Here is a 19,011-nt window from a genome sequence, read left to right as displayed (position 1 = left end):
ACACGAAGGCTGCGCATGCTCATCATTACCATCAAGCAGGGCAAGGAAAAAGCCCTGCTGTCCGGCGACCCTTGGATCTACCTCTCGGCCATCGACAAGGTCGACGGCAAGCCGCAGGAACGCAACAAGCCCGGCGCTACCGCCATCGTTCAGACCTCGGCGCGCCGCTTCCTGGCGCGCGCCGCCTACAACGCCAGGTCGCAGATCGCCGCGCGCGTGTGGACGCTGCGCGAGGACGAGCCGGTCGACCATGCCTTGATCAAGCGCCGCGTCCAGGCCGCCGTGCAGGCGCGCGCCGCGGCCCTGCGCGCTGCCGATCCGCAGGCGCTGGTGCAGCTGGTCGATGGCGAGAAGGATGGCTTGCCGGGCCTGCTGGTGCACGGCTACGGCGGCGCCGCCGGCTGGCTGGTGTGCCAGTTCAACGCCGCCGGCGTCGACCTGTGGAAGGTGGCCGTGGTGCAGGCGCTGGTCAAGGCCACCGGCTGCGCCAACGTGTACGAACGCTGCGACGTGCTGCTGCGCAAGGGCGAAGGCCTGGGCGTCATGGCGCGCGCGCTGGCCGGCGACGAGCCGCCGTCGCGCCTGATGGTGCGCGAGGGACGCGGATTGAAGCCGATGGATATCCGCAGCGGCTTCGTCTATCCGAAGTGATTCAGGATTTCTGGCGGAAGCTCGACGCCAGCATGCCGGCGTCGAAACCCGGCGTGCCGTTGCCACCGGCCGCGTAGCGGTACACCACCGCCGAATAAATCCCGCTCAGGGTGGCGTGGAACAGGATGCAGGCCAGGGACGCCAGCACCACCACCGTCGCGAACGCCACCATCAGCACGGGCGCGATGCTGCCCGCGACCGGCGCCAGCAGCAGCGCCACGCCCACGGCGGCGGCGATCAGGAGGAAATACACCAGGCCGAACGCGGCGCTCAGCCCGGTCTGCCCGACCAGGTTCTCACCCCAGGTGCGCTTGACCAGGGAGGTGCTTTCCGAAATCGCGTCCAGGGTGCCGTGGTCGCGCGTGACGATCACCGGCACCACCAGGAAGGTGGCCACGGCCCAGCCCGCGCCGACCAGGCCGACCACCAGGCGGCCGACGAAGCCGAGCCGCTCCTGCAGCGCGCGCAGGATCACGCCCACCGTCGCGGCAATCACGGCGTAGCCGAGGATGGTGCCGAAGCGGCCGTTGGCGATGCGCAGGCCGTCGCCCAGCGTCGGCGCGCCGCCGTCGAGCCGGATCATCACGGCGCCCACCAGGGCGGTATTGAAATAGAAGATGACGAAGTACTGCACCACGTAGAACAGGAAGGCCAGCGAATACACACCGCCCTTGCCGACGCCGTCGAACGAGGCCATGCCGAACAGCGGCAGCGCGAACGCGGCCAGCACCAGCAGCATGGCCACGGCGGAAATGATGGGGAACAGCAGCAGGTGCTTGTCCTGCCGCAGCACCTGGGCGCTGGCACGGACGAGATCGAAACTGCGTTTGATGCGGTCGAACATGGTGGGCTCCCGGTTAACCGCCGATTCGCCGGCGGGTTCCCGCACATCATAGCGGGAACCCATCCGCGAAAATGCGCTCTTTATCACAGGAAATTCAAGCTGGCCCTGCCACGTATCGCGCATCGGGCTGCAGGCCGGGCGGATGGCCAGCGGGCCTGCGCTGCGCCGGTCTTCAGGCGCGCAGCGCGATCCGCCGCTTTTCGCGCGCCGACTGGTACACCGCCTCGATGATGCGGATGTCGCGCAAGCCTTCCTCGCCGGGCACGATCGGCTGGCGGTCCTGCAGCACGCACTGCGCCATGTGGTCGAGCTGCCCGGCCCACTGGTTGGCGCCCGGTCCCGGCGGCGGCGTGATCTCGTTCTCGCGTCCGTTGCCGACCCACAGCCGGTTGCCGCGGTAGCCGGTGCCCGGCTCCAGCTCGATGCGCCCCTTGTCGCCCATCAGCAGGATGTGGTTCTGGTTGGCGCTGTACATCGACATGCACGAACCCAGCACGCCCGACGGGAATTCCAGCTCGAACTCGATCATGTCTTCCACTTCGCGAAAGCGCGGGTCGCTGCGGTCGGTGCGCTCGGTGGCATACACCGCGTTTGGCTCCTCGCCGGTCATGTAGCGCGCCGCATTCAGGGCGTAGATACCGATGTCCATCAGCGAACCGCCGCCCGACATCGCTTTTTTCAGGCGCCAGGCCGACGGGTTGTTGGCCGTGAAGCCGTGCTCGGAGCGGAAGTAGCGCAGCTTGCCGATCTCGCCGACGCGCGCGCGGCGGATCGCTTCCAGGTTATAAGGCTCGAAATGGCAGCGGTAGCCGATCATCAGCTTCTTGCCGGCTTGTTTGCAGGCGGCGATCATCGCTTCGCAATCGGCGGAAGAGGGTGCCATCGGCTTTTCGCACAGCACGTGCTTGCCGGCCTTGGCGGCGCGGATCGTGTATTCGGCGTGCATCGACACCGGCAGGCAGACGTAGACGATGTCGATGTCCGGGTTGTCGCGGATGCCGTCGTAGTTCTGGTAGTTGTAGATGCCGCGCTCGGGCACGCCGTATTCCGCCGCCACGCGTTGTGCCTTGGCCGGGTCGCCGCTGACCAGCGCCACCAGCCGGCTGTTCTGGCAATGCTTGAATTGCGGGATGATGACGCCCAGGCCATAGCTGCCGAGGCCGACGATCGCATAGCCGAGCTTGCGGCCAGACGGGGCGGCCACGGGCGCAGCCCAGCTGGATGCGCCGATGCCGGCCGCTGCCATCGCGCCGCCGGCGGCCAGGACCAGGCCGCGCCGGTTCAGATCTACCATGTTTTTCTCCTGTTATCGTGAATCGTAGGGACTTCATCCACACGTTTGGGAAGAAATCGATTTCATTTATTGAAAATATTGTAATTCAAGTTCGGTCTGGTTTGGTGTCATTGCTTCGGAACTTGGCCGGAGCCAGCACTTGAAGAACGATATCGAGCAGTGAACCTCGGATATTTATGCAACTAACCGACACTTAAGTATTTCTATAGGACGACAGGCCTTCGGCCGCAAGCATTCACGATCGAAGCGTGCATATTCGCGCATATTGGAACGTCAAAAATCGATAAGCTGTCATGCGATAAAAACCGGCATTACCATTCATCAAAGGAAATCGATGCACAGGATCGTTTTGCTTGCATTGTCATGCGCTGTGATGTTCACGAGCCACGCAGCCAATTTCAGCCCGCCGAATGGCGCCGGCGCCTATGGCGTCGGTTTTCGGGTTATCCAGCAATACGACCGCGCCCGCGTCTTCCGCCAGAAAACCGACCTGACCAGCGGCGCACCTGCCGCCGGCGAAAGGGCGCGACCCTTGCAGACCCTGGTCTGGTATCCCGCCGGGAAGAGCGCCGGCAGGCAGCTGCACTATCGGGATTATCTGGGTACGACGGCCACGGAGACGCTGTTCGAGCGCAGCGCTACCGAAGCGGGTCGTGTCGTCGCCAGGACGCTGGAAGAGGAGTATGCCAACCTGAGCGCGCAACAGGCGCGTACCGAAATGGACCAGCCGATGCTGGCGCTGCGCGATGCGCCTGCGGCGCCCGGCACGTTCCCGGTCGTGATCTACGCGCCCGGGTCGAGTTCTCCGGCGCACGAGAATGCGGACCTGTGCGAGTACCTGGCCAGCCACGGTTACGTGGTGATGGCCAGCGCCAGCATGGGCGTCGACACGCGCGGCATCACCATCGACCTGGACGGCGCCGAGGCGCAGGCGGCCGATATCGGTTTCCTGGTGGGGCATGCGGCCACGGTGGCCCAGGCCGACCGTACCAGGATCGCCGTGGTCGGCTACAGCTTCGGCGGGCTGGCCAACGTGCTGGCGGCGGCGCGCGACGACCGCATCGGCGCCCTGGTGGCGCTGGACGGATCGGTGCGCTACCACCCTTCGATTGCGCAAGCCGCAGCATATGCGACGCCCGAGCGGCTGGCCCTGCCGATGCTGTACATGGGCGGCAAGCCAGCGACCGCCGAGGCCATGAACCGCAACGGGCAGGTTCCCGCCTACAGCCTGTTGAACCGGATGAAGTATGCCGATCTCTATAACGTGACCATGTACACGATGGCGCATGCGGCCTTCCAGTCCGAATCGCTGCGCCTGGGACCGGAAGGGCGCTTCGGCGAGTATTCGCGCGACGAGGCCGCGCTGGCGTACGGCTGGATGGAAAAATATGTGCTGGCTTTTCTCGACGCCCATCTCAAGGGCGATGCCCAAGCCTTGCAGTTCATGCAGGCGGCGCCGAAAGCGAATGGCGTGCCCGCCCACCTGCTGGCGGTCGACGTGCATCGCGCAGAAGGCGCGCCGCCCACGCTGGCGACCCTGGCGGCCGCATTCGCCGCCCGCGGCCATGCCGGCCTGGCCGCCGTCTACCGCGACATGAGCAGGCGCGCACCGGACTTCAAACCGGCGGAGCGCGCCTTGATCTCCTGGGGCGAGCCGTTCCTGGAACAGCAACGGTATGCGCAGGCGATCGACATCTTCGCGCTCGCGAATGCCCTGTATCCGGACAGTTGGCGGGCAGCCTTCTATCTGGCCATGGCCTACGACAGGAACCGGGACAATGCGCATGCCATCGAACAGTACGAGCGCGTGCTGGGCTATTGGCCGGACATGGCGGAGGCAAGACAAAGCATCGTGCGTTTGCGCGCGCAGGCGCCGGGCACCGGCGCCCCGCGCTGAGCGGCATCCATCACCAAAGGAACCTATCTCCATGCGCAAAATCGGCCTGATCGGCGGCATGAGCTTCGAAAGCACCGCCATCTACTATCGCCACCTCAACGAAGCGGTCGGCCGCCGCCTGGGCGGCCTGCATTCCGCCGAGCTGCTGCTGCATTCGCTGGATTTCCAGACCGTCGTCGACAAGCAGAAGGCGGGACGCTGGAAAGAAGCCGGGCAGCAGCTGGCGCAGGCCGGACAAGGCCTCGAACGGGCCGGCGCCCAGTGCCTGCTGATCTGCGCGGTGACGATGCACCTGGTGGCCGACGCGGTCGCCGCCGCCGTCGACATCCCGCTGATCCACGTCGTCGACGAGACCGCGCACGCGCTCAACGCTGCGGGTCGCGCCAAGCCGCTGTTGCTGACCACGCGCTACACGATGGAAAACGGCTTCTACCAGGAACGCATGCGCCGCCACGGCATCGACGTCGTGGTGCCGGAGGCGCCAGGGCGCGGCGCGCTGCACGACATCATCTTCGACGAACTGTGCGCGGGCAAGGTGCTGGACGCCTCGCGCACCAGATTGATGGCGCTGATCGATGCGGCAGCGAACGAGGGCGCCGATGCGGTCATCTTCGGCTGCACCGAGATCGGCATGATCCTGGACGCCGCCGACCTGCCGCTGCCGGCGTTCGACTCGGCGGCCCTGCACGCCGACGCCGCAGTCGACTTCGCATTGCGCGAAGGCTGAGGATCAGCGCAGCTTGCCGATCAGGTCCGGCCCCACCGCCAGCCGGATGAATGGTTGCGGATCGTCCTCGTCCTTGCGCGCGATCCACAGCACGCTGGCCTTGCGGATCTTCCAGTCGTGCGCCTGCCCGGAAAAGACCAGCGCCGCCACCTGGCCCAGCAGCGGCTGGTGACCGACCACCACCACCGGCAGCTTCTGGCCGGGCCAGCCGCAGGCGTCCAGGATGCGCTCGGCACTGGAATCGGTGTTCAGCGCTTCCACGGCGGCGAACTTGCGGCCCAGCGCCTGCGCGGTCTGCACGCAGCGCGCCGCCGGGCTGGCGACGATGCGGCAGTGCGCCGGCAACTGGCGGTCGAGCCAGGCGCCCACGCGCGAGGCGTGGCGCGCGCCCTTGGCGGTCAGGTTGCGCGCCTGGTCGCCTTCGCGGTCGCCCGGCGCGACGTGCGCTTCAGCTTCGGCGTGGCGCCACAGAATCAGTTCCATTTTCCGGTTCCTTGTTGTGTGCGTGGGCATCGCCGGCGGCGCCCAGCATTTCCATCAACGCCGCCTGGGCGCTGAAGCGCGCCTGGCTGCCGCGCGGCTTGCGGCGGCGGTAGCGGCCATCGCTGCCGAGTTCCCAGGCGTTGACGTTGTCCTTCAGGTACACCTGCAGCCCTTCGCGCAGCACGCGTTTCTTCAGCGCCGGCGCGCGTACCGGGAACGCCACTTCGACCCGCCGGAACAGGTTGCGGTTCATCCAGTCGGCGCTGCTCAGGTAGACGTCGTGCTTCAGGTTGTTGCGGAAGTAGAAGACGCGCGTGTGCTCCAGGAAGCGCCCGACGATCGAGCGCACCCGGATGTTGTCCGACAGGCCCGGCACGCCGGGGCGCAGGGCGCAGGCGCCGCGCACGATCAGGTCGATGCGCACGCCGTCCTTCGAGGCGTCGTACAGCGCGCGGATCACCGATTCGTCGGTCAGCGAATTCATCTTGGCGATGATGCGCGCCGGCTTGCCGTCCTTGGCGATCGCGCCCTCGTGGCGGATCGCGCGCACCACTTCCTTCTGCAGCGAGAACGGCGCCAGCCAGATGGCGTCGAGCTGGGTCGGGCGCGTCAGGCTCGTCAAATGGATGAAGACCTCGTTGACGTCGGCGGTGAGCGCCTGGTCCGCCGTCAGCAGCCCGAAGTCGCTGTAGTGGCGCGCCGTGGTCGGGTTGTAGTTGCCGGTGCCGAGGTGGGCGTAGCGGCGCAGGCCGCCCGGCTCGCGCCGCAGCACCAGCGCCATCTTGGCGTGGGTTTTCAGGCCGACCACGCCGTACACCACCTGGGCGCCGGCTTCCTCCAGGCGCTCGGCCCAGTTGATGTTGGCTTCCTCGTCGAAGCGCGCCATCAGCTCGACGATGACGGTGACTTCCTTGCCGCGCAGGGCGGCATTGATCAGCGCCTCCATCAGCTCGGAATTGGCGCCGGCGCGGTAGATGGTCTGCTTGATCGCCACCACGTTGCCGTCGGCGGCGGCGCAGCGGATGAAGTCGATCACCGGCTGGAACGACTGGAACGGGTGGTGCAACAGCACGTCCTGGCGCCCCAGCACGGCGAAGATGTCGTGGTGCTGGGACAGCTTGGCCGGAAAGCCCGGCGTGAACGGCGCGAATTTCAGGTCGGCGCGGGTGCTGCCGCTGGCCAGTTCCAGCAGGCGGCCCATGTTGACCGGGCCGTCCACCGCGAACAGGCGCGAGCGGTCGATGGCGAACTGGTCGAGCAGGAAGTCGGCCAGGTGGCGCGGGCAGCCGCGCCCGACTTCCAGGCGCACCGCGAAGCCGTACTGGCGCCCGTGCAGTTCGCTCTGCAACGCCTGGCGCAGATTCTTGACTTCTTCCTCGTCGACCCACAGGTCGCTGTTGCGGGTGACGCGGAACTGCGAGTACGACACCACCTCGCGCCCTGTGAACAGGTCGGCCATGTGCGCCTGGATCACCGACGACAGCAGGCAATACGAAGCGCCCGGCTTGTCGGAGAGTTCGTCCGGCAGGCGGATCACGCGCGGCAGCACGCGCGGCGCCTTCATGATGGCGATGCCGGTGCCGCGCCCGAAGGCATCCTTTCCGGCCAGCTCGACGATGAAGTTCAGGCTCTTGTTGATCACGCGCGGGAACGGGTGCGCCGGATCCAGGCCCACGGGCGTCAGCAGCGGTCGTACCTCGCGGTCGAAATACTGCTTTACCCAGGCTTTTTGCGCAGCGTTGCGGTCGGCGCGGCGCAGCAGGTGGATGCCGTTCTCGGACAGGCGCGGCAGGATTTCCTGGTTCAGCAGCGCGTACTGGCGCGCGATCAGCTGGCGGCATTCGGCGCTGGCGCCGTCCAGGTCGAAGTCCGGGTCGGCATGGGCGGCGGTGCCGGCCTGCTGGTGGTGCGCCAGCAGGCTGGCCACGCGCACTTCGAAGAATTCGTCCAGGTTACTGCTGACGATGCACAGGAAACGCAACCGTTCCAGCAGCGGCAGCGCCGGGTCTTCGGCCTGCTCCAGCACGCGGCGGTTGAATTCGAGCAGCGACAGCTCACGGTTGAGGAACAGCGCCGGGTTGTCGTCCAGCTGGGCGCCCTCGTCCGGTTTCGACTTCACATCCATTTTTCTAAAATATTTCACTGGTGATAACAGATTGTAGAAGCCGGAGATGACAGGATTGTGACAGGGTGCGCGCCCGTGCGGCGCCGCTCAGCGGCAGGGGCACCGGCGCCGCTATGCGGGCGGCAGCGTTGGAGGCGAATCCGGTAAGCCCGTCGCGCGCGGCATCAATGCGCGTCACCGTTTGTCGCGCCGGCGTCACGCACCGTTCCGACAGGTGGCGCCGTCACCGTGGCGTCATAAGATGCTGTCACGCTGTCATATGATGTCACGCTGTCATCGCGGCGCGCCGCTCGCGCGTTGATGCGTTTTCCAGCCGGAGCGCCGGCCGCCGCCGAGGAGTGCAAGCATGAAGTTCTACCTGACGTTCGTCGGCCTGGGCCTGCTGATGAGCGCGATGTGCCTGCTGTTGAAGGCCCACGCGCCGCCGCCGGCGATGGCGGTGATGGGCCTGTTCGGCACGTGATCGTCCGGCGCCTGTGCAGGCTGCGGCCCGCGGCGCTTGCTCAGCCGCCGGCCGGCGGCTGCAGCGCCAGCATGCGCGCCAGCGGCGGGGCGCTGCGCATGCGTTCGCGCCACCAGCGCAGCGCGGCGCCTTCTTCTCCGGTGCGCCAGGCCAGGTACAGGGTCTCGTCCGGTTTCGGCTCTTCCACCGCCTTTGCCAGCAGCCGTCCAGCGGCGATGTCGGCGCGCGCCCAGGCTTCCGGGAGGAAGCCGAAACCCAGGCCGGCCAGCTGGAAGGCGTGCTTGGTCTGCATGTCCGGCACGCTCAAGGTGTCCTGGCCGAACAATAACCCCACCGTGCGCGCCTGCAGCGTGCGCACCGAATCCGCCACCGACACCGCGCGGTAGGGCGCCAGGTCCGACTTGTCGAGCCGGTGGCGCACGGCTGCCAGCGGGTGCGACGGCGCCACCACGAACACGAAGGCCATCGTGCCCAGCGGCTCGGCGATGTAGCCGCCGCCGGGCGGCCCTTCGCCGGCCGCGCCCACCAGCAAATCGGCGCGGCGGTCGAGCAGGCTTTCCCAGGTGCCGGACAGCGCTTCCCTGACGATGCGCAGCCGGGTCTGGTCGGCGACTTCGTAAAAGGCGCGGATGTCGTCCTGCAGGCCGAGCGGCGACAGCGCCGAATCGATGCCGATCGCGAATTCCGTCTCCCAGCCGGATGCCACCCGCCGCACCCGGCTTTCCAGGTCGCCGGCCGCCTTGAGCAGGTAGCGGCCTTCCTTCAGCAATTCCTCGCCGGCGGCGGTGAGCGCTACGCGCGGGCCGAAGCGCTCGAACAACTGCACGCCCAGGTCTTCCTCCAGCTTGGACACCGTGTACGAGATGGTGGAGGGTACCCGGAACAGTTCGCGGGCGGCGGCCGAGAAGCTGCCGCGGCGGGCGATGGCGTCCAGGGTGAGCAGGGCGTCGAGGCTGAGCTTGAGCATGCTTGGGAGGCGAGAAGCGAAAGATGGGAACGAAGGCAGCTGGCATGGTATCGAAAAAATCGACGATAGCAAATGAAATAACTCGTTTTTTGTTTTGCCCGGGAGCGTCGATAATTCGGTTCATGCAAACGCGCCTACAAGGAGAATCCCCATGCTGAACGTCCGTAAAAGCCAGGAACGCGGTCTCGCCGATTTCGGCTGGCTGCACTCGCAGCACACCTTTTCGTTCGGAAATTACTACGATCCGGCGCACATGCAGGTCGGCCCGCTGCGCGTGATCAACGAGGACCGCGTGGCGGCGGGGCGCGGTTTCGATCCGCACAGCCACCAGAGCATGGAAATCATCTCGTACGTGCTGGACGGCGCGCTCGAACACAAGGACAGCATGGGCAACGGCTCGGTGCTGCGCCCGGGCGACGTGCAGCGCATGAGCGCCGGCAGGGGCGTCACGCACAGCGAGTACAATCATTCGAAGACGGCGCCGGTGCACTTCCTGCAGATCTGGATCGTGCCGGCCGCGGCCGGCGGCGCGCCGGGCTACGAGGAAAAGCATTTCGATGCCGCCTCGAAGAAAGGCCGGCTGCGCCTGGTGGCATCAAACGACGGCCGCGACGGCTCGGTGACGCTGCGCCAGGACGCGGCGCTGTTCGCCACCGTGCTCGACGGCGACGACCGGGTCGAACATCCGTTGGCCGCCGGCCGCCAGGCCTATGTGCAGGTGGTGCGCGGCAGCGTGGTGGCGAACGGCGCGGCGCTGGCGGCGGGCGACGCGGTGCACGTGGCGGACGAAGCGGCCGTCACGCTCGGCGGCGCGCAGGATGCCGAAGTGCTGCTGTTCGACCTGCCGGCATAACGTATCCATCCAGGACTGCCCCATCGGAGACACGACCATGACAGCGCAAGACCAGAACCGGCAAGACCATCATGACGACCACGACGCGATGCTGGAAACGGTCGTGGTGCCGCGCATCCACGACCTCGGCGACGGCTTCGAAGTGCGGCGCGCGCTGCCGCACCGCGAGCGCCGCATGGTCGGACCCTTCGTGTTCCTCGACCAGATGGGGCCGCACGTGTTCCAGCCGGGGCGCGGCATCGACGTGCGTCCGCATCCGCACATCGGCCTGGCGACCGTCACCTACCTGCTGTCCGGCGAGATCTCGCACCGCGACAGCCTGGGCACGGTGCAGGACATCAAGCCGGGCGAGGTCAACTGGATGACGGCGGGGAAGGGCATCGTCCATTCCGAGCGCACCGGCGCGGGCCAGCGTGCGGCCGGGTCGACCCTGTCCGGCCTGCAGTGCTGGGTGGCGCTGCCGCAGGCGCAGGAAGAAAGCGAGCCCGCCTTCACGCATGTCGGCGCGGACGCGTTACCGCTGATCGAAGGCGAGGGCGTCACGGCGCGCGTCGTCGCCGGCGAATACTTCGGCAAGCGCGCGCCGGTGCCGGTGGCCTCGCCCATGTTCTACGTCGACCTGGTGCTGGCGCCGGGCGCGCGCCTGGGCCTGCCGGCCGACTACCCCGAGCAGGCCGTGTACGTGGTCGAAGGCCGGCTCGACCTGGGCCGCGACGGCGCGTTCGACGCCGGCCAGCTGCTGGTGCTGAAACCGGGCGCGCGCGTCACGGTGGGCAGCCACGCCGGCGCGCGCGTGATGCTGCTCGGCGGCGATGCGATGGACGGCCCGCGCTACCTGAGCTGGAACTTCGTCTCCAGCTCGGAAGAGCGCATCGAGCAGGCACGCGCAGACTGGCGCGCCATGCGCTTCGCACCGGTGCCGGGCGAGACCGAATTCATCCCGCTGCCCGACACCCCGGGCCGCCCCGTGCACTACCCATGATCACGCGCAAACCGGGGTCAGAGCCCGATTTTTGGAAATGACCATCTGGAACTTGCCCAAATTCGGGCTCTGACCCCGGTTTGATGCATGTCTTGGGTTGCATGGCGTTTGGTGGACGGCACCCGCCTGCGCTACCATGCGATTGCGCGCGCCGATGGCGGCCGTCACCAGGAGACCAGCATGAAAGCGATCGTTACCGGCCATACCAAGGGCCTCGGCGCCGCCCTGGCGCACAACCTGCTGGCGCGCGGCGTGCCGGTGATGGGCCTTGCGCGCAGCCGCGCACCCGAGCTGGCGCGCGCCTATCCGGCGTTGTTCGAGGAGGTCGAGCTGGACCTGGCCGACGGCGCTGCGCTGGCGGCGTGGCTGGCGGACGGCATCCTCAAGGACTACCTGGACGGCACCGGCGCCGTGCTGCTGCTGAACAATGCCGGCATGGTCAGCCCGGTCGGTCCGCTCGACCAGCAGGACCCGGCAGCGGTGCTGCGCGCGGTGACGCTGAACGTGGCGGCGCCGCTGGCGCTGTCGGCCGCGGTGGCGCGCGCCAGCGGCGGCGCGCAGCGGCGCATCCTGCACATCTCCAGCGGCGCCGGGCGCAATGCCTATCCCGGCTGGAGCGTGTATTGCGGCACCAAGGCCGCGCTCGACCAGCACGCACGCGCGGTGACGCTGGACGGCGCCCCCGACATCAAGATCTGCAGCCTGGCGCCGGGCGTGATCGACACCGGCATGCAGGCCGAGATCCGCGATACGCCCGAGGCGAACTTTCCGATGCGCAGCCGCTTCGTCGAGTTGAAGGAAACCGGCAGCCTGGTCGATCCGGACGAGTGCGCCGAGCGCCTGGTGGATTACCTGCTCGGCGCCGGGTTCGGGGACGAGGTGGTGGCGGATTTGCGGTCGCTGGGCTGAATCCGGCCGTATTTCCGTCGTCCCCGCGGAGGCGGGGACCCATGCTGAGCAACCAGCATCGTTATCTTGGAAGTACCCGGGTGTTTCCACATGCGGACTCCGGAACCTCAGCATGGATCCCCGCCTGCGCGGGGACGACGGTTTTTAGGCCAGCAATACTATCTTTGACAGTAGTGCGCCTGCGCGGGAAGTCGTTCTCGGCAATGCCGGGGATGACGGTATTCAGGCAGCCGGTATTTTCAGGCCCCTGACCACCGCCGGCCGCTGCAGGAACACATCCACCACTCGGTTCACCTCCGGATAATCGCCCACGTCGATCAAGCCTTTTGCCTCCGGCATGCTGCGCAGCGCGTTCACCCAGGTGAAGGTGATGACGTCGGCGATCGTGTACTCGCCGCCCATGATCCATTCGCGTCCCTGCAGCCGCTTGTCCAGCACGCCCAGCAGGCGCTTGGCCTCGCCCACGTAGCGGTCGCGCGGGCGCTTGTCTTCCCAGTCCTTGCCGGCGAATTTCAGGTAGAAGCCGAGCTGGCCGAACATCGGGCCGATGCCGCCCACCTGGAACATCACCCACTGGATGGTCTCATAGCGCGCCGCCGGATCGGTGGGCAGCAGCTTGCCGGTCTTTTCGGCCAGGTACAGCAGGATGGCGCCGGACTCAAACAGCGCCAGCGGCTCGCCGCCGGGGCCGTCCGGATCGAGGATGGCGGGGATCTTGTTGTTCGGGTTCAGCGCCAGGAATTCCGGCGAGGTCTGCTCGTTGGCTTCGAACGACACGCGGTGCGCCTCGTAGGGCAGGCCGATCTCTTCCAGCATGATCGCCGCCTTGACGCCGTTGGGCGTGGTCATCGAATACAGCTGCAGGCGCTCCGGGTGATGCGGCGGCCATTTACGTGTTACCGGGAAATTGCTCAGGTCAGTCATGGATCGCTCCTTTGCGATGGGTGTCACCCGATGGTAACAGCGCCGGCGCCGATGCCCTGCACGGCAGCGGCGCGGACCGGGTATTGATGGTCCGCAAGGTATCGACAAGGCGCGGGTGGGAGCATAGACATTGGTTTTGAGCAATTACAGGTGGAACACATGGACGAGCTGCTGCGTTATTACGAGGAAGAACTGGGCCTGTTCGGCCAGTTCGCACGCGAGTTCCGCGCCCGCTATCCGAAGCCCGCCGGCGAACTGCACCTGTCCGGCGACAGCTACGACGACCCCAGCGTGGCGCGCCTGATCCAGTCGGTGGCCCTGATGAGCGCACGCATCAAGAAGCGCCTCGACGACGATTATCCGAAGTTCACCGAATCGCTGCTGGAAAGCCTGTATCCGCATTACCTGCGTCCCTTGCCCTCGCATACCGTGGTTCAGGTGGGCTATCGCGACCAGGCCGAGATTCCGGAAACGCCGTCGATGCTGGCGCGCGGCACCATGCTACGCACCAGCGCCGAGCGCGACAACATCTGCCTGTTCCGCACCGTCTACGACGTGGTGCTGGCGCCCTTGAAGGTGAGCCGGGTGGCGTGGGCGCCGCTGCTGGCGCCGCCGCGCGCGCTGCGCCTGCCGCGCGGGGCCGGCAGCGGCATCGCCATCACGATCGAGCAGGCCGGCGGCGCCCACGCCGGTTTGCCGGCGCTGCTGCCGCCGACCTTGCGCCTGTTCGCCGACGGCGAAGCCTCGCTGCGCGCCGCCTTTGTCGATGCGCTGTTCCTGCGCTGCGCCGGCGCCTGGGTACAGCCGGAGGGCGATGGCGCCTGGCTGCCGCTGGCGCGCATTCCGCTGCGCCTGGCCGGCTTTGCCGAAGACGACGCTATGATCCCGTTCCCGGCGCGCTCGCATCCGGCGCTGCGCCTGCTCACCGAATACTTCTGCTACCCGGAAAAATTCAACTTCATCGACCTGGAACTGGACGAGCTGCGCGCGCTGCTGCCGCCGCGCTGCGCGCGTTTCACCCTGCACCTGGCGCTGAGCGGCATCGGCGCCGATTCCGATACCGCGCACCTGCTGTCCGGCCTGGACGCGCACAACCTGCTGCCCGGCTGTACGCCGGTGATCAACCTGTTCCCCAAGGCCGGGGCGCCGCTGCAGTTGTCCTATACCAGCGCCGACTACCCGCTGCTGGCCGACAGCGCCCATGCCGGCGCCTACGAGATCCACAGCGTGGACGCGGTGCGCCTGGTGCGCGAAGGCGGCCACCGCGCCGGCGTGACCCGCTTCGCGCCGCTGTACACGCTGGACTGCGGCCTGGATGGCGCAGCGGAGGAGCCCGAGCAAGACCGCACGCGCGAGCGGCCCGGCGCCGGCGGCCGCATGCATTACTGGATCACCCGGCGCGACCACGCTACCGCCGCCGTCAGTCCCGGCCACGAGATGCGCATCGCCCTGATCGACGGCGACTTCCGCAGCACCGAGACCACCGGCGCCACCCTGTCGAGCGACCTCACCTGCACCAACCGCGACCACCCGAGCCACCTGCGCTACGGCAGTGCGCACGGCGACCTGCGCACCGACGAACTGGCCGGCATCGCACCGATCCGCATGCTGCGCAAGCCGTCGCCGAGCTGGCGCTTCGACAGTGCCAAGGGCGCGCACTGGCGCCTGATCTCGCACCTGTCGCTGAACCCGGGCGGCGCCATCATGGCCGGCCTGGCGGACTTCCAGAAAATGCTGTCGCTGTACGACCTGGCGCGCTCGCCGGACGTGCAGCGCCGCATCGGCGGCATCGTCGGCCTGGAGCACGGCGCGGTGCGCGCCTGGGTGCGCTCGGCACCGGTATCGACCCTGATGCCGGGCATCGGCATCCGCCTGACGGTGGACGAGGACGCCTTCGCCGGCGCCGGCCTGTACGTGTTCGCCCAGGTGCTCGACCATTATTTCGCGCTCAACGCCCAGATCAACTGCTTCACCCGCCTGCAGGTGGTGTCCAGCCGCAGCGGCCGCGAGATCCTGGCCTGCGCGCCGCGCACCAGCGTGCGGGAATGGCTGTGATCGAGCGCCTGCTGGCCGAGCCGCAGCGCTTCGAATTCTTCCAGGCGGTGCGCCTGCTCCTGCTGTGGCTGGAGGAGCGCGGGGTGCCGCCGCAGCGCGCGCTGGACCAGCACCTGCGCTTCGCCAACAGCCTCTCTCTGCGCTTCCCGGCCGGCCAGGTGGAAGCGCTGGCGCTGGAGCGCCATGGCGACGCCGTGCGCCGCGCCGGCGTGTCAGGCCCGCAGTTCCGCCTGACCCCGACCTTCATGGGCCTGCTGGGCGCGCACGGCACGCTGCCGGCGCACGTGACGGAACGCATCCAGGAAGCGCAGGCGCTCGACAAGGGGCCGGACGGCGAGGCGGCGCGCGCCTTCCTCGACATGCTGTCGACGCGCATGCTGGCGCTGTTCTACGGCGCCTGGAGGAAGTACCGCATCGAGCATGCGGTGGCCGGCCCGGGCGACGCCTTTTTGCCGCTGCTGCTGGCGCTGGGCGGTTTTTCATGCGGCAGCCTGCATGGCGGCGCCGGTGCCGCGGCGCTGCCGGCCGGCGTGGACCGGCGCCTGCTGGCCCTGTACGCCGGCGTGCTGCGCCAGGGGCCGGCCTCGGCGGCGCTGCTGGGCCGCATGCTGTCCGACGTGTTCGGCGTGCCGGTGGCGGTGGAAGAGGGCATCGGCCACTGGGACCGCCTGGCGCCACCGGAGCGCACCGCGCTGGGCGGCGCCAACGCGGTGCTGGGCCAGGCCGCGCTGCTGGGCGCGCGCTGCTGGCGGCCCGACCTGCGCGTGCGCGTGCGCATCGGCCCGCTGGGCAAGGCACAGTTCGAGCGCTTCCTGCCGCATGGCGCCGCGGCCGCCACCCTGCGCACGCTGCTCGGCCTGTTCGCCGCCCCGACCTTGGCCTACGAGATCGTGCTGGTGCTGCGGCGCGAGGCAGTGCGGGCGATCCGCCTGGGCGGCGCAGCGGACCGAGATGCACCGCCGGCAGCGCATGGCCGTCTCGGCCTCGACAGTTATCTCGCCACCGCGCCGGCCGCGCGCGACCGCGCCGACATGCGCTACGAACTGCGGCCCATGCCGCCGCTGCCGCCGCTGCCGCCGCTTCCCGTACAAAACCCTTGACCTTCCCATGGTGGGAAGCCATATCCTGTCAGGGTGAGACAGGAGAACACCATGGAAGCGATCGTCAAGGACACCCCCGCGCTGCAGTTCGACATCCGCGGCATGACCTGCGCCTCGTGCGTGGCGCGCGTCGAAAAGGCGCTGGCGGCGGTGCCGGGCGTGCAGGATGCCAGCGTCAACCTGGCCACCGAAAAGGCCAGCGTGCGCGGCGCCGGCCTGGATGCCGGGCTGCTCGCCGCCGCGGTGGTCAAGGCCGGCTACGAGGCCGACCTCATCGACCAGGCGCGCACGTCCGCGCCACGCCGCGCCCAGGAACAGGGCGCGCGCCTGCCGGCGTGGTGGCCGGTGGCCGCCGCCGCCGCGCTCAGCCTGCCGCTGGCGGCGCCGATGCTGCTGCGCCCGCTCGGCATCGATTGGATGGCGTCCGGCTGGCTGCAACTGCTGCTGGCGACCCCGGTGCAGTTCTGGCTCGGTGCGCGTTTCTACCGCGCCGGCTGGAAGGCGCTGCGCGCCGGCGCCGGCAACATGGACCTGCTGGTGGCGATCGGCACCAGCGCGGCGTATGCGCTGTCGCTGTGGATGCTGCTGGCGTCCGGCGCGCACCACCTGTATTTCGAATCCTCGGCGGTGGTGATCACGCTGGTCCTGCTCGGCAAGTGGCTGGAGGGCAGGGCGCGCGGCCAGACCGTGCAGGCGATCCGCGCGCTGGAAGCGCTGCGGCCCGCCACCGCGCTGGTGCGGCGCGGCGGCCGCGACGTCACCGTGGCGCCGGACGCGCTGCGCAGCGGCGACGTGCTGGTGGTGGCGCCGGGCCAGCGCGTGGCGGCCGACGGCCGCGTGCTGGAAGGCGCCAGCCACCTGGACGAATCGCTGCTGACCGGCGAAAGCCTTCCGGTGGCCAAGGGGCCGGGCGCGCGCGTCACGGGCGGCGCGGTCAACGGCGAAGGCTTGCTGCTGGTCGAGGTGACGGCGGTCGGCGCGGACACGATGCTCAACCGGATCATCCGCATGGTCGAGGATGCGCAGGCCGTCAAGGCGCCGATCCAGCGCCTGGTCGACCGCGTCAGCGCGGTGTTCGTGCCGGCGGTGCTGCTGGTGTCGCTGGCCACGCTGTTCGGCTGGGGCCTGGCCACCGGCGACTGGCGCCAGGCGCTGCTGAACGCGGTGGCGGTGCAGGTGATCGCCTGCCCGTGCGCGCTCGGCCTGGCGACGCCGACCGGCATCATGGTCGGCACCGGCGCCGCCGCGCGCCACGGCATCCTGATCAAGGACGCGGAAGCGCTGGAAACCGCGCATGCGCTGCAGGCGGTGGTGTTCGACAAGACCGGCACCCTGACCGAGGGCCGGCCGCAGGTGGTGGCGCTGGAAGGCGACGATCCGCGCCGCGTCCTGGCCCTGGCGTGGGCGGTGCAGCAGGGCAGCACGCACCCGCTGGCGCGCGCCGTGAGCGAAGCGGCGCAGGCACGGCTGGGCAGCACGCAGGCATCCGCCATCGACGACGATGTGTACGCCAACACGGCGGCCGCCGCCGCGCGCGCGCCGGCGCCGTTGTCGACACCATTGCCGGCGCTGGACGCCATGGCGCTGCCCGGCCGCGGCGTGCAGGCGCGCGTGGACGGCGAGACGGTCTATCTCGGCAGCCGGCGCCTGATGCGCGAACTCGGCGTGGCGACCGGGCGGCTGGACGACGCGGCGCGCCGCCACGAAGCCGATGGCCGCACCGTGTCCTGGCTGGCCGCCGGCTTGCCCGGTGCATTGCAGGTGCGCGGCCTGCTCGCTTTCGGCGACCGCGTCAAGCCGACCAGCGCGGCGGCGGTGGCGCGCCTGCGGGCGCTGGGCATCGAGGTGGCCATGCTGAGCGGCGACAACCGCGGCGCTGCCGCCGCCGTGGCGCGGCAGCTCGGCATCGAGCGCTTCACGGCCGAGGTGCTGCCGGGCGACAAGGCGGACGCGGTGCGCGCCATGATGGCGGCCGGCAGCAAGGTGGCGATGGTCGGCGACGGCATCAACGACGCGCCGGCGCTGGCCGCGGCCGACGTCGGCATCGCCATGGCCGGCGGGTCCGACGTCGCCATGCACACGGCCGGCGTGACGCTGATGCGCGGCGATCCGCTGCTGGTGGCCGACGCCATCGACGTTTCGCGCCGCACCTACCGCAAGATCCGCCAGAACCTGGCCTGGGCCTTCGTCTACAACGTGGTCGGGATTCCGGTGGCGGCGCTCGGCCTGCTCAATCCGGTGCTGGCCGGTGCGGCGATGGCGCTCAGCTCGGTGAGCGTGGTGACCAATGCGCTGCTGCTGCGGCGCTGGCGCCCGGCAGATGCGGTGGCGGCGGCGCCGCTTGCGCAAGCGGAGCTGCCGGCACTGGCGCTGTTGCCGGCGGCAGTGCCGCAAACGATGGAGAATGTGGCGCAGCCTGCGCCATCGACCGACACGGCGCACTCTGCGCCATCAAGCAACGAGGCGCATCCGGCGCCCATTGTGAACGCGGCGCATCCGGCGCCGCAGCCAACAGGAGAACACACGATGTACCAACTGACCGTCGAAGACATGAGCTGCAAGCACTGCGTGGGCCGCGTCACCAAGGCCGTGCAGGAAGTCGACCAGGATGCCAGGGTCGAGATCGACCTGCCGACCAAGCAGGTCACCATCGACAGCGGCGCCGACCTGGGCCGGATCGCCGAGGCGATCGACGCGGCCGGCTACCCGGTGACGGCGCGCGCCGGCGGGTGATGAC

The 19,011-nt window shown here is 68.8% G+C and carries 15 protein-coding genes; 9 read left to right on the top strand and 6 right to left on the bottom strand.

From position 1 onward, the window contains the following. Positions 1-15 precede the first annotated feature (15 nt). Complete coding sequence (locus tag HH212_RS24475) at positions 16-651, top strand: class I SAM-dependent rRNA methyltransferase (protein WP_170204852.1); 636 nt, start codon at positions 16-18, stop codon at positions 649-651. Between the two features lies 1 nt (position 652). On the opposite strand, the gene HH212_RS24470 is transcribed toward HH212_RS24475, so the two are convergent. Together HH212_RS24470 and HH212_RS24465 are read right to left on the bottom strand one after the other, a co-directional pair. After that, positions 653-1,495, bottom strand: coding sequence for a DUF6159 family protein (locus HH212_RS24470; protein ID WP_170204851.1), 843 nt, complete (start codon positions 1,493-1,495; stop codon positions 653-655). A gap of 172 nt (positions 1,496-1,667) precedes the next feature. After that, a complete protein-coding gene (locus HH212_RS24465) occupies positions 1,668-2,789 on the bottom strand; it encodes a Gfo/Idh/MocA family protein (protein WP_170204850.1) in 1,122 nt (373 codons plus the stop codon). Between the two features lie 373 nt (positions 2,790-3,162). On the opposite strand from HH212_RS24465, the gene HH212_RS24460 reads away from it, so the two are divergent. Both HH212_RS24460 and HH212_RS24455 read left to right on the top strand, forming a co-directional pair. Then, the gene (locus HH212_RS24460; RefSeq protein ID WP_170204849.1) at positions 3,163-4,686 is read left to right on the top strand and encodes a dienelactone hydrolase family protein; all 1,524 of its coding nucleotides are present in this window, start codon (positions 3,163-3,165) and stop codon (positions 4,684-4,686) included. A gap of 31 nt (positions 4,687-4,717) precedes the next feature. Beyond that, positions 4,718-5,413, top strand: a complete 696-nt coding sequence (locus HH212_RS24455; protein ID WP_211172414.1) for an aspartate/glutamate racemase family protein — start codon at positions 4,718-4,720, stop codon at positions 5,411-5,413. Between the two features lie 3 nt (positions 5,414-5,416). Here HH212_RS24455 and HH212_RS24450 read toward each other — a convergent pair whose 3' ends face one another. The 3 genes from HH212_RS24450 to HH212_RS24440 form a co-directional block, all read right to left on the bottom strand. Beyond that, complete coding sequence (locus HH212_RS24450) at positions 5,417-5,896, bottom strand: SixA phosphatase family protein (RefSeq protein WP_170204848.1); 480 nt, start codon at positions 5,894-5,896, stop codon at positions 5,417-5,419. Beyond that, complete coding sequence (ppk1, locus tag HH212_RS24445; protein ID WP_170204847.1) at positions 5,862-8,021, bottom strand: polyphosphate kinase 1; 2,160 nt, start codon at positions 8,019-8,021, stop codon at positions 5,862-5,864. The genes HH212_RS24450 and ppk1 overlap by 35 nt, the downstream gene beginning before the upstream one ends. A gap of 503 nt (positions 8,022-8,524) precedes the next feature. Then, positions 8,525-9,451, bottom strand: a complete 927-nt coding sequence (locus HH212_RS24440; protein WP_170204846.1) for a LysR substrate-binding domain-containing protein — start codon at positions 9,449-9,451, stop codon at positions 8,525-8,527. A gap of 151 nt (positions 9,452-9,602) precedes the next feature. Here HH212_RS24440 and HH212_RS24435 point away from each other — a divergent pair, with 151 nt between their 5' ends. The 3 genes from HH212_RS24435 to HH212_RS24425 all read left to right on the top strand — a co-directional run bounded on the left by HH212_RS24435 (position 9,603) and on the right by HH212_RS24425 (position 12,195). Beyond that, positions 9,603-10,304 (top strand): pirin family protein, encoded by a 702-nt coding sequence (locus HH212_RS24435; RefSeq protein WP_170204845.1) that lies wholly within the window; start codon positions 9,603-9,605, stop codon positions 10,302-10,304. 37 nt (positions 10,305-10,341) lie between these two features. Then, positions 10,342-11,286, top strand: coding sequence for a pirin family protein (locus tag HH212_RS24430; RefSeq protein WP_170204844.1), 945 nt, complete (start codon positions 10,342-10,344; stop codon positions 11,284-11,286). 180 nt (positions 11,287-11,466) lie between these two features. Beyond that, positions 11,467-12,195, top strand: a complete 729-nt coding sequence (locus HH212_RS24425) for an SDR family oxidoreductase (protein ID WP_170204843.1) — start codon at positions 11,467-11,469, stop codon at positions 12,193-12,195. Between the two features lie 222 nt (positions 12,196-12,417). Here the strand turns inward: HH212_RS24425 and HH212_RS24420 are convergent, their stop codons facing one another. Continuing rightward, entirely contained in the window at positions 12,418-13,119 is a 702-nt protein-coding gene (locus HH212_RS24420; protein ID WP_170204842.1) for a glutathione S-transferase N-terminal domain-containing protein, read from the bottom strand. Between the two features lie 159 nt (positions 13,120-13,278). On the opposite strand from HH212_RS24420, the gene tssF reads away from it, so the two are divergent. The 3 genes from tssF to HH212_RS24405 are packed head-to-tail and all read left to right on the top strand — an operon-like array spanning position 13,279 to position 19,007. Continuing rightward, positions 13,279-15,174 carry a type VI secretion system baseplate subunit TssF gene (tssF, locus tag HH212_RS24415; protein ID WP_229217447.1) on the top strand — a complete coding sequence of 632 codons (1,896 nt, stop codon included), beginning with the start codon at positions 13,279-13,281 and terminating at the stop codon, positions 15,172-15,174. Next, entirely contained in the window at positions 15,165-16,274 is a 1,110-nt protein-coding gene (gene tssG, locus HH212_RS24410) for a type VI secretion system baseplate subunit TssG (RefSeq protein ID WP_229217446.1), read from the top strand. The genes tssF and tssG overlap by 10 nt, the downstream gene beginning before the upstream one ends. A gap of 51 nt (positions 16,275-16,325) precedes the next feature. Beyond that, positions 16,326-19,007 carry a heavy metal translocating P-type ATPase gene (locus tag HH212_RS24405; protein ID WP_170204841.1) on the top strand — a complete coding sequence of 894 codons (2,682 nt, stop codon included), beginning with the start codon at positions 16,326-16,328 and terminating at the stop codon, positions 19,005-19,007. Positions 19,008-19,011 lie beyond the last annotated feature (4 nt).

Source organism: Massilia forsythiae (genome assembly GCF_012849555.1).
In the GTDB taxonomy this organism is placed as follows: Bacteria; Pseudomonadota; Gammaproteobacteria; order Burkholderiales; family Burkholderiaceae_D; genus Telluria; species Telluria forsythiae.
The sequence above is the reverse complement of the archived record's forward strand: the minus strand, read 5'-3'. Positions and strand labels throughout refer to the sequence as shown.